This is a genomic window from Methylobacterium sp. Leaf87, assembly GCF_001422775.1.
Lineage (GTDB): Bacteria > Pseudomonadota > Alphaproteobacteria > Rhizobiales > Beijerinckiaceae > Methylobacterium.
This window is the reverse complement of record NZ_LMMI01000059.1, coordinates 52,228-66,975: the sequence shown is the minus strand read 5'-3', so window position 1 is coordinate 66,975 and position 14,748 is coordinate 52,228. Positions and strand designations below refer to the sequence as shown.

The window sequence follows — 14,748 nt, the reverse complement described above, 5'->3', positions numbered from 1 at the left end:
CTACAGCATCGGTCCGGAGGGTGGGAACCGGTTTTCCGGCCGATGCGTCAAGCGTGCACCATCTCCGGCGCGAAGCGGGCAAGCCGCGCAGCCTTCAAACGAGCGAAGTCTTCGCCGGCATGATGGGAGGAGCGGGTCAGGGGTGTCGCCGAGACGAGGAGGAAGCCCTTGGCATAGGCCGTGGTCTCCAAGCCCTTGAACTCGTCGGGCGGCACGAAACGGACCACCTCATGATGCTTCTTCGTCGGCTGGAGGTACTGACCGATGGTGAGGAAGTCGACGTCGGCCGAGCGCAGATCGTCCATGAGTTGAACCACCTCGTTCCGCTCTTCGCCAAGACCGACCATGATGCCGGACTTGGTGAAGATCGTCGGGTCAAGCTCCTTCACCCGCTGCAGCAGGCGCACGGAATGGAAGTAGCGGGCTCCGGGGCGGACGGTGAGGTAATTGCCCGGCACCGTCTCCATGTTGTGGTTGAACACGTCGGGCCGCGCCGCGACCACGACCTCCAGGGCGCCGTCCTTGCGCAGAAAATCGGGTGTCAGGATCTCGATGGTGGTGGAGGGGCTCATCCGCCGGATCGCCCGGATCGTGCGGGCGAAATGCTCGGCGCCGCCATCGGCGAGGTCATCCCGGTCGACCGAGGTGACGACGACGTGGTGAAGCCCGAGCTTGGCCACGGAATCCGCGAGCTTCTCGGGCTCGTCGGCGTCGAGACCCTTCGGCAGGCCGGTGCGAACGTTGCAGAACGAACAAGCCCGCGTGCAGGTGTCGCCCATGATCATGAAGGTGGCGTGGCGCTTCTCCCAGCACTCGCCGATGTTGGGGCAGCCGGCTTCCTCGCACACGGTGACGAGGCCGTGCTCGTGGACGATGCGGCTCGTCTCGGCCCAGCCGGGGGAACCGGGGGCCCGGACGCGAATCCAGTCCGGCTTGCGCTGGATCGGCTTGTCGGGCCGGTGCGCCTTTTCCGGGTGCCGGGGGCGCTGATCGTTGCGCAGGAGATCGAGAACGACGGCCATCTCACACCAACAGGGTGCGCCCGCGACGGCGGGTGCCACAGGCCAGACTTAAGGGGTCGCCGGGTCGATCGCAAACCGAGCCCGGGGGGTTCGCAAACGCCCGGGCCGATCTGTCAGTCGCGCTTGGCTGCACAATCCGCGCGCATATCGCCGTCGATCGGGGGAACCGACTACGGGCGAACCCGTTACAGACCGCGTTTCCGCGGCGATGAGCGCTGCGAGCTGCCCCAGAAGGTTAACCCCATGGCCCTGAAGACCATTTTCGCCGCTGCCCTCGTGGCGGCGCTGCCGACGCTCGCCTCCGCCCAGGAGACGGTGAAGCCGGCCGTGCCCGTCGCGACCACCGGCGGCATGACCATGGCCGACAAGGCCAGCGTGAAGGTCACCTACGTGACCGCGCAGCCCGCCGACGTGATGTCGTCCAAGCTCATCGGCCTCAACGTCTACAACAACGCCAACGAGACCGTGGGTGAGATCGAGGATCTGGTGATCGTCGACGGCAAGACCGTGAGCGCCGTGATTCTCGGCGTCGGCGGCTTTCTCGGCATGGGCGAGCGCTACATCTCGGTCAGCCCGTCGAGCATCACCCTGGCGAAGAAGGAAAACACCCTTCGCGCCCTCATCGACACCGACAAGGACACGCTCAAGTCCGCCCCGGCCTTCGAGTATTCGAAGAAGAAGTAAGTCTTTCGGCGCCTCAAGCGCCGTCGTTCAACCGTTCAAGGCCGTTCATGCTAGCGCATGGACGGCCTTTCGTTTTGCCGAATCAGGAGTGGATCACTTTGCCGTAAGCGTCGAGCACGCTCTCGTGCATCATTTCCGATAAGGTCGGGTGCGGGAAGACCGTGTGCATCAGATCTTCTTCCGTGGTCTCGAGATTCATCGCGACGACGTAGCCCTGGATGAGCTCGGTGACTTCGGCACCGACCATGTGGGCGCCGAGCAACTGGCCGGTCTTCGCGTCGAACACCGTCTTCACCAGACCGTCCGGCTCGCCCAGCGCAATGGCCTTGCCGTTGCCCGCGAACGGGAAGCGGCCGACCTTGACGGCGAATCCCAGCTCCTTCGCCTTGGCCTCCGTGAGGCCAACGGAGGCGATCTGCGGCTGGCAATAGGTACAGCCGGGGATCTTCGCCTTGTCCATGGCATGGGTCGGCAGGCCCTTGATGGTCTCGACGCAGAGCACGCCTTCGTGCTCTGCCTTGTGAGCGAGCATCGGCGGCCCGGCGACGTCGCCGATGGCATAGAGGCCGGGCACGTTTGTCTGGCCCAAGCCATCCGTGACCACGATCCCACGATCGATACCGACGCCGAGTGCTTCCAGGCCGAGCCCCTCGATGTTGCCGACGACACCCACCGCCGAGATGAGCTTCTCGGCCGTGAGCTGCTGGCTCTTGCCGTCACCGGTCTCGATGGTGGCGGTGACCGCGTCAGCGGATTTCTCCACCTTCGTCACCTTGGCACCCGTGAGGATCTTGATGCCCTGTTTCTCGAAGCGCTTACGGGCGAGGCCGGCGATCTCGGCATCCTCGACGGGGAGGATCTGCGGCAGCAGTTCGATCACCGTCACCTCGGCGCCCATGGTGCGGTAGAACGAGGCGAACTCGATGCCGATAGCGCCCGAGCCCATGACGAGAAGCGACTTCGGCATCGCCTCCGGCACCATGGCCTCGTAGTAGGTCCAGATCTGGTGTCTGTCCGGCTCGATGCCCGGGATCGCACGGGGCCGCGCTCCGGTCGCGACGATGATGTGCTTGGCTGAATACGAACCGGCGGCGAGCGCCCCCTTCGGGGCTGGGGCGCGGGCGGTCTCCTTCACCGTCACCTTGCCGGGCGCGTTGCCCTTGGCCGCCGCCGCGATGGTGGCCTCGCCCCAGATCACGTCGACCTTGTTCTTCTTCAGCAGCATGCCGACTCCGCCGTTGAGGCGCGTCGAGACCGCGCGCGAGCGCTTGACGATGGCGGCCGTATCGAACCCGACCTTCTCCGCCGACAGGCCGTAATCGGAGGCGTGCTGCATGTAATGGTAGATCTCGGCCGAACGCAGCAGGGCCTTGGTCGGGATGCAGCCCCAGTTCAGGCAGATGCCGCCGAGGTGCTCGCGGTCGATCACCGCCGTCTTGAACCCGAGTTGCGCCGCCCGGATCGCCGCGACGTAGCCGCCGGGTCCGGCGCCGATGACGAGGATGTCGTAGGTGTCGGCCATTGTGCGCTCCTACGCCCCTCCCCTCTGCGGGAATGGGCCGGGGTTGATTCAGGTGAGGCGGACTTAGCTCAGACCAGCATGCCCATCGGGCTCTCGATCAGGCTCTTGAACGCCGAGATCAGCTCCGCCCCCAAGGCACCGTCGAGCACCCGGTGGTCGCAGGACAGTGTCGCGGTCATCACCTGCGCCACGGCCGGCTGGCCGTCCTTCACCACGATGCGCTTCTCGCCCGCACCCACGGCGAGGATCGAGGATTGCGGCGGGTTGATCACCGCCGTGAAGTGCTTGATGCCGAACATGCCGAGATTGGACACCGAGGTGACGCCGCCCTGGTACTCCTCGGGCTTGAGCTTCTTGGCCCGCGCGCGGCCCGCGAAATCCTTCATCTCGTTGGAGATGGTGGAGAGCGTCTTCTGGTCGGCCTTACGAATCACCGGCGTGAACAAACCGCCGTCGATGGCGACCGCCACGCCGACCTCGGCGTTGTCGAACCGCAGGATGCGGTCCTCGGCCCAGACGGCGTTGGCGGCCGGCACGCGCATGAGCGCGAGGCCCATGGCCTTGATGACGAAGTCGTTGACGGAGAGCTTGAACAGCGGCTTGCCGTCTTTGCCCTGGCCGGCGCTCCTGTTGAGCTGCTCGCGCAGGGCCATCAGGGCGTCGAGCTCGCAATCCACCGTGAGGTAGAAGTGCGGAGCCACCTGCGTCGCCTCGGTGAGGCGCTTGGCGATGGTCTTGCGCATGCCGTCCAGCGGCACTTCTTCGTAGGTGCCCTTGGCGTAGAAGCCGCGCACCTGATCGACGGACAGGCCGGCCGGGCTCGCGGCCTTGGCGGGCGCAGAGGCAGCCTTCGGAGCTTCGGCGGGGGCCGGCGCTTCCTTGGATGCCGTGCCCTTGGTCTGCGCGGGGCCGGCGGCCTTGGCGGCGCGGACGTCGCGCTCGATCACGCGGCCGCGCGGGCCGGAGCCCGTCACGGCGGCGAGGTCGATGCCCTCCTGCTTGGCGATGCGGCGGGCGAGCGGCGAAGCGAAGACGCGGGCCCCCTCCCCCTGGGTGGCGGCGGGCTGAGCGCCGTCCGGTGCCTCGTTCACCCGCGCATAGGACATCTGGCCGCCGCCGGGCGTCGCGTTCTCGCCGACGGGGTCCTTCGATGCCTCGGCTTTCGGCGCCTCGGCCTTCGGTGCCCCGCCGGCCTGGACGCTCGACGGGTCCTCTCCCTCGCTCGCGATGATGGCGATGAGGTCGTTGACCGGCACGTCGGCCGTGCCCTCGGGCACCAGAATCTTGGCCAGAATCCCCTCGTCGATGGCCTCGACCTCCATGGTCGCCTTGTCGGTCTCGATCTCGGCGAGGACATCGCCGGATTTCACTGCGTCGCCCTCCTTCTTCAGCCATTTCGCGAGGTTGCCCTTCTCCATCGTCGGCGACAGGGCGGGCATCAGGACGTTGATCGGCATGGCATCAGGTCTCGAGCGAGGGGGGCGGCGGGGCGGCCGGATCGTCGAAGGGAAACAGGCTGTCGAGGGGGAACGGGACGGCGTCGAACGGCGGGAAGCCCACGGTCTCGCCGCGCTCGACCGTTCCGAGAAGAAGCCATTGCCGACCGGTGAGCGCGAAGGCTTCGAGCACCCCGTCGCCGGGATCGAGGAGCCAGAGATAGCCGACACCGGCCTCCGCGTAGATGCGGCGCTTGGGGCCGCGATCGAGGCGCGCGGTGGCGGGCGAAAGGATCTCGCAGACCCAGTCCGGCGGGGTCTCGATATAGGCGGTCTCCGGCTCGGCGGAGAGGCGTTCGCGGCGCCATCCTGCCAGATCCGGCACCACGACGTGGGACCCCAGGTGAAGCTCCGGCTCGACCATGAAGATCCAGCCGCCCGGCCCCCCACGCCCGCGACCGAAGGGGTGGCCGAGTTCGGCCGCCAAGCCCGCCGCCGCTATGGCATGCCGCGGGCGCGGCCGCGGATGCGTCTCCAGGGTGCCGTCGACGATCTCGGCCACGAGATGATCCGGCACGGCTTCGAGATCGGCGTAGGTGGCCCGGCGGAACGCGGCCTCGGCCATGCTGAATCCCCCCGCTAGTTCAGATCGCCGGGATCGAGACCCTCGGCCTCCCACCCGGCGCGGATACGCTCGAAGGCTTCCTCGTCCGACATCTCGGTCTCCAGGGCGTAGGTCCGCGCCGCTTGTCGGGCGAGATCGATGAGCAGGCGGCCCCAGGTCGCCGGATCGTCGAACGATCGGCGCAGGGCCACGCTGACCGCGCCGTCCACGACGGCGGCACGCAGGACTTCGATGCCGCCATTCTCGATGGCATCCGGAGGGGCGGAGAGTTCCACGAAGGTCTTCGTCATGTCCTATCCGAACGAAAGCGTTGGCCCACCTCACCCCGGGGGACGCATCCAGCTACCCTAAGCAGGTTTCGCAAAAGTGGTCACCGGTTTTGCGTCGAAAACCTGCGACAGATCAAGGAGCTAAGCTGGGTGAAGCATTGGCTTGCCAACGCGAACCTGCTTAGCGGTAGCAGACCGCTTTCACCGCCTCAATCACCTCGGCGACGTTGGGCAGGGCGAGTTTTTCGAGGTTGGCCGCGTACGGCATCGGCACGTCCTTGCCGGTGACGCGCAGGACCGGGGCGTCGAGGTAGTCGAAGGCGTCGACCATGAGCCGCGCGACGATCTCGGCGCCGATTCCCGATTGCGGAAAACCTTCCTCCACGGTGACGCAGCGGCCGGTCTTCTTCACCGATTCGACCACCGTCTCGGTGTCCATGGGCCGAAGGGTGCGCAGGTCGATGACCTCCGCCTCGATGCCCTGTTCGGCGAGCGCCTGCGCCGCCTTGAGGGCGTAGGTCATGCCAATGGAGAACGACACGATGGTGACGTCCGTGCCGGGGCGGTGGATGCGCGCCTTGCCGATAGGCAGGACGAAATCGTCGAGCTTCGGCACCGGGAAGCTCTGGCCGTAGAGGATTTCGTTCTCGAGGAAGATGATCGGGTTCGGGTCGCGGATCGCCGCCTTGAGCAGGCCCTTGGCGTCGGACGCCGTGTAGGGTGCGATGACCTTGAGGCCGGGCACGTTGGAGTACCACGCAGAGTAATCGTGGCTGTGCTGGGCGCCGACGCGGGCGGCAGCACCGTTGGGGCCGCGGAACACGATGGGACAGCCGAGCTGTCCGCCGGACATATAGAGGGTCTTGGCCGCCGAATTGATAATGTGGTCGATGGCCTGCATGGCGAAGTTGAAGGTCATGAACTCGACGATGGGACGCAGACCCGTGAACGCAGCGCCGACGCCGATGCCGGCGAAGCCGTGCTCGGTGATCGGGGTATCGACGACCCGACGCGCGCCGAATTCCTGCAGCAGCCCTTGCGTGATCTTGTAGGCGCCCTGGTACTCGGCGACCTCCTCGCCCATGACGAAGACGGAATCGTCGCCGCGCATCTCTTCCGCCATGGCGTCGCGCAGGGCCTCGCGGACGGTCATGGTGACCATCTCGGTGCCCTCTGGGAACTCGGCCATCACCGGGGCGGGCGCCTTGTTGGTGATGGTGGCGGGGGCCGCCGGCGCCCTCTGAGCGTCGTCGCCGCTCTTCGCCGTCGCGGCGGGGGCATCCGCCTGCCCTTCCGCCTGCATCGTCGGCGTCGGTGCCGTCTGGGCCGGGGTGTTGGCGGCGGGCTTCGGCGCGGAAGCGGCCGAGACGTCTTCGCCCTCGGCGGTGATGATCGCGATGGGCGTGTTGACCTTCACGCCCTCGCTGCCCTCCGCGACGAGTATCTTGGCGAGCACGCCCTCGTCGATGGCCTCGACCTCCATGGTCGCCTTATCGGTCTCGATCTCGGCGAGCACGTCGCCGGATTTCACCGGATCGCCCTCCTTCTTCAGCCACTTCGCCAGCTTGCCCTCCTCCATGGTCGGAGACAGGGCGGGCATCAGGATGTCGGTCGCCATGAAAGACTCGTCGATCGAGAAGGAGGGGCGCGGTCCGGGGACTCGCGGCTCAGGCGCGCGCTTCCAGCAAAATATCCGTCCACAGCTCGGCGGGATCGGGCTCGGGATCGTGGGTGGCGAACTCGGCCGCGTCGTTGACCGTCTCGCGCACCTTCGCGTCGGTGGCCTTCAGATCCGCTTCGGGCACGCCGTGCGCCTCGATCAGGCGCTTGCGCACCATCTCGATGGGGTCGTGCTCGTCGCGCATCTTCGACACCTCGTCCTTAGTCCGGTATTTCGCCGGATCGGACATGGAATGGCCGCGATAGCGGTAGGTCTGCATCTCCAGGATGTAGGGACCCTCGCCCGAGCGGGCGTGCTCGATGGCCCGCGCGGCCGCCTCGCGGACAGTGCGCACATCCATCCCGTCGACCTGTTCGCCCGGAATGCCGAACGAGATGCCGCGCTTCGAGAAGTCCGTCTGCGCCGAGGCGCGGGCGACGGAGGTACCCATGGCGTAGCGATTGTTCTCGATGACGTAGACCACGGGCAGCTTCCACAACTGCGCCATGTTGAAGCTCTCGTAGACCTGCCCCTGGTTGGCCGCGCCGTCGCCCATGTAAGTCAGGCTGACCTGGCCGTTCTTCCTGTAGGCGTCCGCGAAGGCGAGGCCCGTGCCGAGGGACACCTGCGCGCCGACGATGCCATGCCCGCCGAAGAACTGTTTTTCGCGACTGAACATGTGCATCGACCCGCCTTTCCCGCGGGAATAGCCTCCGCGACGGCCGGTGAGCTCGGCCATCACGCCCTTCGGGTCCATGCCGCAGGCGAGCATGTGACCGTGGTCGCGGTAGCCGGTGATGACCTGATCGCCGTCGATGGAGGCCATCTGCATGCCGATGACGACGGCCTCCTGGCCGATATAGAGGTGACAGAACCCGCCGATGAGGCCCATGCCGTAGAGCTGTCCCGCCTTCTCCTCGAAGCGACGGATGAGCAGCATCTCGTGATAGGCGTGGAGGTCTTCGTCGCGGATGAATTGCGGCGTGTTCGGCGCCGGCGCGTGGCTGCCGGCCTCCGACGGCGTCGGATCGGATTTGGGCTGGCCCGCCTCGGTTGCGGAATCCATCGGCTCTCTCCCCGGGGACCGTCTGTTCTCCCGGAGGTTCTAGGACACGTGTTTTCGGAAAGCGAGATCGGCCGCCCGACAGATCGGAACGGTTGTCAGGTGCGCTCCATCGCCGCCCGGCGAAGCGGCGGAACAGGGCTACGGATTGATGACCACCACATCGTTGGCGTGGACCCGGCCGAGGACGACGCGTGCCCGCTCCTCGAGGAGGTCGCGGTCGATCTGCTCGCTGCGCAGCAGGGTGACGCGGTGCTCCCACTCGGCCCGGTCGGCCTTCACGGCGGTGAGTTCCTGATTGAGGCCGTAGGCCTGGATCTTCAGGGCGCGCTTCGCTTCGAGGCCGCGATTGCCGCCCTCGGCCTGATGCACGAAATAGCCGACGACGAGCCCCGAGACGGCGTACAACGCCAGGGGCATCAGCACGGAACGGACGCGACGACGGATCACCATGGTCAGACCATCGCGCCGCAGGGTTAAGAAAGTCTTCTCGCGAGGCATGGGCGGGGACACGGCGCGATGATGCGCTTCGATCTCGTCGATCTCGGCCTGTTCCGCCACGTGGTCGAGGCCGGCTCCATCACCCACGGGGCGGCACGGGCCAACCTCGCGCTGGCGGCCGCCTCGGCCCGCATCCGCGCCATGGAAGTGTCGCTCGGCGCCGCCCTCCTCACACGCGGCCGGCAAGGCGTGACCACGACGCCCGCCGGGCGCACGCTCCTGGCCCACGCGCGCGAACTCCTCGATGGGATAGACCGGATGCAGGGCGAGCTCGCGGGCTTCTCCGGCGGCACCGTCGGTCAGATCCGGGTCCTGTCGAACACCAACGCCCTGACCGAGTTCCTGCCCGAGGTGCTGAGCGCCTTCCTCGCCCGCCAGACCGGGGTCAGTGTCGACATCGAGGAGCGGACGTCGGACGAGATCGTCGGCCTCGTGGCGGAGGGCGGCGCCGACCTCGGCATCGTGGCCGGCACCGTCGACACCGGAGCCCTCGAAACCTACCCGTTCCGGCAGGACCGTTTCGTCGTCGTGGCGGGCGGCGGCCATGCCTTGCGCGACCACCCGGCCGTGGCGTTCGCCGACGTGCTGGAGCACGACCTCGTCGGCCTCGACCGGACGAGCGCCCTCACCCGCTTTCTTACCGACAAGGCGGCGCGGACGGGGCGGCCCATGCGGTTGCGGGTGCAGTTGCGCAGCTTCGATGCCGTGTGCCGCCTCGTCGAGTGCGGCGTCGGCCTCGGCATCGTGCCGGAGACCACCGCCGCCCGCGCGGCCCGCACCATGGCCATCGCGGTCGTGCCGCTCCTCGATCCTTGGGCGGTGCGCGATCTGACCATCTGCGTGCGAACGCTCTCCGCCCTACCCGCCTTCGCGCGGGACTTCGTGGCCCACCTGCGCGCACCGCCAACTGCCTGAGCGGATTCGAGGATTGACTTCGCATCCGCGAACACGCATATCGCGAATGCAGCGTCAGCGGCCGTCATGGTTCCGCTTGAGAGGGCTGCGTGACGGATCGACGGGTCGCTACGCGCGAATTCCGACCGACCTGAGCCCCTCTCTTCAACGTGCATGCACCCGGACTGCCCCGGCACGCGGGCGGCTCCAGCTCAACGGACCGATTCGCAATCGATCTGCGTACCGACCATAGTTGGACGGCGTGCGCCACGGTCCCGCTGCCTTGAAAGATTAGACTTGACCCAGTTCACCGATTTCGGCCTCGCCCAGCCCGTGCTGCGGGCGCTGGAGGAGGCCGGCTACAAGACGCCGACCCCGATCCAGGCTCAGGCCCTCCGCCCCGCCATGGAAGGTCGCGACCTCTGCGGCATCGCCCAGACCGGTACCGGCAAGACGGCCGCCTTCGCGTTGCCGATCCTGCACCGCCTCGCTCAGAACCCGCGGAAAGCCATCCGCCGCGGCTGTCGCGTGCTGGTGCTCTCGCCCACCCGCGAGCTCGCCAACCAGATCGCCGAGAGCTTCTCGGATTACGGCCGGCATCTTTCGTTCACTAACACCGTGGTGTTCGGCGGCGTCACCATCTCCCGCCAGGAGAAGGCGCTGGCCAACGGGGTCGACATCCTCGTCGCCACCCCGGGCCGCCTCATGGACCTCATCGAGCGCCGCTCGCTGACCCTCGAGGCCGTCGAGATCCTCGTCCTCGACGAGGCCGACCAGATGCTAGACCTCGGCTTCATCCATGCCCTCAAGCGCATCGTGAAGATGCTGCCGAAGGAGCGTCAGAGCCTGTTCTTCTCCGCCACCATGCCGAAGAACATCGCCGGCCTCGCCGACCAGTATCTTCGCGATCCGGTCCAGGTCGCCGTCACTCCCGTGGCGACCACCGCCGAGCGCGTCACCCAGGAAGTCATCTTCGCCCATACGGGTGCGAAGCAGGCCCTCCTCAACCACATCCTGCGGGATCCGAAGATCGAGCGCGTCCTCGTCTTCACCCGGACCAAGCATGGCGCCGACCGCGTGGTGCGTGGCCTGGAGAAAGTCTCGATCAACGCCTCCGCCATCCACGGCAATAAGTCCCAGCCGCAGCGCGAGCGGGCGCTCGCCGCTTTCAAGGACGGCTCGTGCCGGGTTCTGGTCGCGACCGACATCGCCGCGCGCGGCATCGACGTCGAGGCCGTGAGCCACGTCATCAACTACGACCTGCCGAACGTGCCGGAGAGCTACGTCCACCGCATCGGCCGCACGGCCCGTGCCGGCGCCAACGGTCTCGCGATCTCGTTCTGCAACGACGAGGAGAAGGCCTACCTGCGGGACATCGAGCGCACCACGCGTCAGAAGATTCCCGTCGGCGCCTTCCCCGAGGGCTTCACGCCCCCGTCGCGCCAGGAAGCCATGGATGCCGCTCAGGCCGAGGAGCGCCGTCCGGCGCCGCAGGGTCAGCGTCCCGGTCAGCGCCAGGGCCAGCGTCCCGGCGGCGGTCGTCCCGGTGGCGGACGCCCGGGCCAGGGCCGCAGCGAAGGCGGTCGTGGTGGCCTGGGCGCGCCCGGTCGCAACGCCCGTCCGGATGGAGCGGCCCGCCCGCAGGACGGTCGCGGCGAGCGCCGTCCGGCCGTTCACGGTTCGGAGAACCGCTCCGAGCCCCGCAGCGACACCCGTCAGCGCACGCCGCGCCCGCAGGGCACCGGCACCGGCGAGGGCCGCACCATCGGCTGGCTCGACCGTTTCCCGCGCTGAGTCCTTCCGCGCTGAGCCTTGCGGTCCGTCATGACGACACCGCCCCGGGTCTCCGGGGCGGTGTTTTCGTTTGGGGAAGGACCACTTGCCGCGAAATCGCGCGACGCCATCTCATGGCGTGATCGTGAAGCGTGAGGATGCCATGCGGTTCGAACTCTATCGGGATGCGACCGGCGACTGGCGTTGGCGCCTGCGCGCCACGAACGGCAACGTCGTGGCCGACTCCGCCGAAGGTTATGGGCGCCGGGAAGATTGCGAGCACGGCATCGCCCTCGTGAAGGGCAGCCAGGCGGCGTCCATCGTCGACATGACCATGAAGATCGCTTGAGCGCCCCGAACGCTTCGTTGACTTAACCGACATCCGGAAGGATCCGGCCCGGCAACACTTCCGGGCTTCGTGCGTTTCATGCGACCGGGTCCGATTCCGGAACCGTCGGCGTTTCACGTCCTGCCGACTTATCTCAGGGAGTTTGAGAACGTGCTCAGGAAACTCGTGCTGGCCGCGTTGCTGGCCTTAGGCTTCGCCGCGACGGCGCCGCAGGGCGCGTCCGCCGCCCCCATCGGCCCTGCCCTCGCCTTGCAGACCGAGGCCGCACCCGCGGTCGCCCAGAATGTCCAGTACTACGGCTACCGTCGCCGCTTTTACGGTCCGCGTCCGTTCTACCGTCGTCCGTACTACGGTCGCCGCTTCTATGGCCCGCGTCGGTTCTACGGCCCGCGTCGCTTCTATGGCGCGCGTCCGTTCTACGGCCCGCGCCGCTTCTACTACTAAGCTCCGGCGCGGTGTCGCTTTCGTCGGCGCCGCAGCATCGCTCTGAATAGCTTTGCTCGAAAGCCTGGCACTCAGTTCGAGTGACCAGGCTTTTTGCATGAAAATGCATCATAAGATTAGGAACCATGCACGATCGTGCGTTAGGTCTTGGCGGCGATGCGAGCTTCATCCTCGGGGCTCTCGGAGGCAGACCATGACCGAACTCACCGCGACCGAAGTGCCAGCCCATGGCCTCTGGCATTCGATCCCCCTCGAGCTTCTGATGTCGGTCGGCGCAGTGATCCTCGCGGGCGGTCTCAAACTCACGGGACTGCTACCGTGAAGGTGGCGACGCCGCCCCCCGACGGCAGGAAATCTGCCTAGGATCGGGCGGGATGAAACGCGAAGGCGGATTGGTATGACGGTCGAAGAGGAAGGTGGAGGTCCGCGCGGCGATCTCACGGTTCGAACCAGCGCGATGCCGGCGGACACCAACGCCAACGGCGACATCTTCGGCGGATGGGTGATGTCGCAGATGGATCAGGCCGGCGGCATCGCGGGCGTCGACAGAGCCCAGGGACGCGTCGTCACCGTGGCGGTGGACGCCATGACCTTCATTCGGCCGGTTCGTGTCGGCGACGTCCTCTGCGTCTACACCCGCGTCGGGCACGTCGGGCGCACGTCGATGAAGATCGAGGTCGAGGCCTGGGCCAGGCGCTTCCGCACCCAGGTCCGAGAGAAGGTCACGGAGGCGACCTTCACCTTCGTGGCCATCGACGATGCCGGCCGGCCGCGGGCCGTCGATCTGCCCGCACGGGCAAACGATTGAGGCTGCCTTCCCTTCCGCTCGGACGCGCCATGCCGTAAAGGCGCGAGACCCCAGACAAGGTCCCGTGCGCGCATGATCCGCCTCGAAAAAATCGGCAAGCAGAACGGCCGGCAGATCGTCTTCATCGAAGCGTCCGCCGCCCTTCAGAAGGGCGAGAAGGTCGGGCTCGTCGGCCCCAACGGCGCCGGCAAGACCACCCTGTTCCGGATGATCACCGGCGAGGAGGAGCCCGACGAGGGTCAGGTCGCCACCGACAAGGGCATCACCATCGGGTATTTCAGCCAGGATGTGGGCGAGATGTCGGGCTGCTCCGTGGTCTCGGCGGTGATGGACGGCGCCGGCCCCGTCAGCGTCGTCGGCACCGAATTGAAGGCCCTTGAGGCGGGGCTCGCCGACCCCGACCGCGTGGACGAGATGGAGGCGCTCATCGAGCGCTACGGCGAGGTCCAGGCGCGCTTCGAGGAACTCGACGGCTACGCCCTCGAAGGCCGGGCCTACGAGGTGCTGGCGGGCCTGAGCTTCTCGCAAGGCATGATGGACGGCGACGTCGGCAAGCTGTCGGGCGGGTGGAAGATGCGCGTGGCTCTCGCCCGCATCCTCCTCATGAACCCCGACGTGATGCTGCTGGACGAGCCCTCCAACCACCTCGACATCGAGAGCCTGATCTGGTTGGAGGCCTTTCTCAAGAACTACGAGGGCGCTCTCTTGATGACCTCGCACGATCGCGAGTTCATGAACCGCATCGTCACCAAGGTGATCGAGATCGACGGCGGCACGCTCACCACCTATTCCGGCGACTACGTGTTCTACGAGCAGCAGCGGGCGCTCAACGAGACGCACCAGCAGGCCCAGTTCGAGCGGCAGCAGGCGATGCTGGCCAAGGAAATCAAGTTCATCGAGCGCTTCAAGGCGCGCGCCTCGCACGCGGCGCAGGTGCAGAGCCGAGTGAAGAAGCTCGACAAGATCGAGCGGGTCGAGCCCCCGAAGCGCCGTCAATCCGTCGCCTTCGACTTCCAGGCTCCGCCGCGTTCGGGCGAAGACGTCGTGATGCTCAAGAACGTCCACAAGAGCTACGGCAGCCGCCGGATCTACGAGGGCTTCGATTTCTCCATCCGGCGCAAGGAGCGCTGGTGCGTCATGGGCATCAACGGCGCCGGCAAGTCGACGCTCCTGAAGCTCGTCACCGGCTCGACCCAGGCCGATGACGGTACCGTCTCCGTCGGCGGCAGCGTCAAGCTCGGCTACTTCGCCCAGCACGCCATGGATCTGCTCGACGGCGAGCGCACGGTGTTCCAGTCCCTGGAAGATGCGTTCCCACAGGCCGCGCAAGGGTCCCTGCGCGCCCTCGCCGGGTGCTTCGGCTTCTCCGGCGACGATGTCGAGAAGCGCTGCCGCGTGCTGTCGGGCGGAGAGAAGGCCCGTCTCGTCATGGCCCTGATGCTGTTCGATCCCCCGAACTTCCTCGTCCTCGACGAGCCGACCAACCACCTCGACATGGGCACGAAGGAGATGCTCATCGCGGCGCTTTCGGCCTACGAGGGCACCATGCTGTTCGTGAGCCATGACCGCCACTTCCTGGCCGCTCTGTCGAACCGGGTGCTCGAAGTGACCCCCGAGGGAATCCACCAGTATGGCGGCGGTTACACTGAGTACGTCGCCCGCACCGGCCAGGAAGCGCCCGGCCTGCGGAGCTGAGAC

At 67.1% G+C, this 14,748-nt stretch carries 16 protein-coding genes; 8 read left to right on the top strand and 8 right to left on the bottom strand.

The window, feature by feature from the left end; genetic code table 11:
- Nucleotides 1-47: 47 nt before the first annotated feature.
- Entirely contained in the window at nt 48-1,022 is a 975-nt protein-coding gene (gene lipA, locus ASF22_RS20285) for a lipoyl synthase (RefSeq protein WP_056267700.1), read from the bottom strand.
- 243 nt (nt 1,023-1,265) lie between these two features.
- Here lipA and ASF22_RS20280 point away from each other — a divergent pair, with 243 nt between their 5' ends.
- On the top strand, nt 1,266-1,706 hold the full coding sequence (locus tag ASF22_RS20280; protein WP_056267697.1) for a PRC-barrel domain-containing protein: 441 nt from the start codon (nt 1,266-1,268) through the stop codon (nt 1,704-1,706).
- 82 nt (nt 1,707-1,788) lie between these two features.
- Here the strand turns inward: ASF22_RS20280 and lpdA are convergent, their stop codons facing one another.
- From lpdA to ASF22_RS20245, 7 genes are all read right to left on the bottom strand, one after another.
- Nucleotides 1,789-3,228 (bottom strand): dihydrolipoyl dehydrogenase, encoded by a 1,440-nt coding sequence (gene lpdA / locus ASF22_RS20275; protein ID WP_056175860.1) that lies wholly within the window; start codon nt 3,226-3,228, stop codon nt 1,789-1,791.
- A gap of 68 nt (nt 3,229-3,296) precedes the next feature.
- Nucleotides 3,297-4,685 carry a pyruvate dehydrogenase complex dihydrolipoamide acetyltransferase gene (locus tag ASF22_RS20270; protein WP_056267693.1) on the bottom strand — a complete coding sequence of 463 codons (1,389 nt, stop codon included), beginning with the start codon at nt 4,683-4,685 and terminating at the stop codon, nt 3,297-3,299.
- A 4-nt stretch (nt 4,686-4,689) separates the two neighbouring features.
- Complete coding sequence (locus ASF22_RS20265; protein ID WP_056267691.1) at nt 4,690-5,289, bottom strand: Uma2 family endonuclease; 600 nt, start codon at nt 5,287-5,289, stop codon at nt 4,690-4,692.
- Between the two features lie 14 nt (nt 5,290-5,303).
- Nucleotides 5,304-5,579, bottom strand: a complete 276-nt coding sequence (locus ASF22_RS20260; RefSeq protein WP_056175852.1) for a DUF5076 domain-containing protein — start codon at nt 5,577-5,579, stop codon at nt 5,304-5,306.
- A 160-nt stretch (nt 5,580-5,739) separates the two neighbouring features.
- Complete coding sequence (locus tag ASF22_RS20255; RefSeq protein ID WP_056267688.1) at nt 5,740-7,176, bottom strand: pyruvate dehydrogenase complex E1 component subunit beta; 1,437 nt, start codon at nt 7,174-7,176, stop codon at nt 5,740-5,742.
- A 49-nt stretch (nt 7,177-7,225) separates the two neighbouring features.
- Nucleotides 7,226-8,284, bottom strand: coding sequence for a pyruvate dehydrogenase (acetyl-transferring) E1 component subunit alpha (pdhA, locus tag ASF22_RS20250; protein WP_056267685.1), 1,059 nt, complete (start codon nt 8,282-8,284; stop codon nt 7,226-7,228).
- A gap of 138 nt (nt 8,285-8,422) precedes the next feature.
- On the bottom strand, nt 8,423-8,734 hold the full coding sequence (locus ASF22_RS20245) for a septum formation initiator family protein (RefSeq protein ID WP_056267931.1): 312 nt from the start codon (nt 8,732-8,734) through the stop codon (nt 8,423-8,425).
- Between the two features lie 66 nt (nt 8,735-8,800).
- Between ASF22_RS20245 and ASF22_RS20240 the strand changes: the two genes are divergently transcribed.
- From ASF22_RS20240 to ASF22_RS20215, 7 genes are all read left to right on the top strand, one after another.
- Nucleotides 8,801-9,697: a LysR substrate-binding domain-containing protein gene (locus tag ASF22_RS20240; RefSeq protein ID WP_200927165.1), complete on the top strand. Its 897-nt coding sequence runs from the start codon at nt 8,801-8,803 to the stop codon at nt 9,695-9,697.
- A gap of 276 nt (nt 9,698-9,973) precedes the next feature.
- On the top strand, nt 9,974-11,470 hold the full coding sequence (locus ASF22_RS20235) for a DEAD/DEAH box helicase (RefSeq protein WP_056267679.1): 1,497 nt from the start codon (nt 9,974-9,976) through the stop codon (nt 11,468-11,470).
- A gap of 142 nt (nt 11,471-11,612) precedes the next feature.
- Nucleotides 11,613-11,798: a DUF1508 domain-containing protein gene (locus ASF22_RS20230; protein WP_056176194.1), complete on the top strand. Its 186-nt coding sequence runs from the start codon at nt 11,613-11,615 to the stop codon at nt 11,796-11,798.
- A 150-nt stretch (nt 11,799-11,948) separates the two neighbouring features.
- Complete coding sequence (locus ASF22_RS20225) at nt 11,949-12,242, top strand: hypothetical protein (RefSeq protein ID WP_056176191.1); 294 nt, start codon at nt 11,949-11,951, stop codon at nt 12,240-12,242.
- A 193-nt stretch (nt 12,243-12,435) separates the two neighbouring features.
- Complete coding sequence (locus ASF22_RS25270) at nt 12,436-12,564, top strand: hypothetical protein (RefSeq protein ID WP_274533805.1); 129 nt, start codon at nt 12,436-12,438, stop codon at nt 12,562-12,564.
- Between the two features lie 75 nt (nt 12,565-12,639).
- Nucleotides 12,640-13,050, top strand: coding sequence for an acyl-CoA thioesterase (locus ASF22_RS20220; RefSeq protein WP_056267676.1), 411 nt, complete (start codon nt 12,640-12,642; stop codon nt 13,048-13,050).
- 72 nt (nt 13,051-13,122) lie between these two features.
- A complete protein-coding gene (locus ASF22_RS20215; protein WP_056267673.1) occupies nt 13,123-14,745 on the top strand; it encodes an ABC-F family ATP-binding cassette domain-containing protein in 1,623 nt (540 codons plus the stop codon).
- The last annotated feature ends 3 nt before the right edge of the window (nt 14,746-14,748 follow it).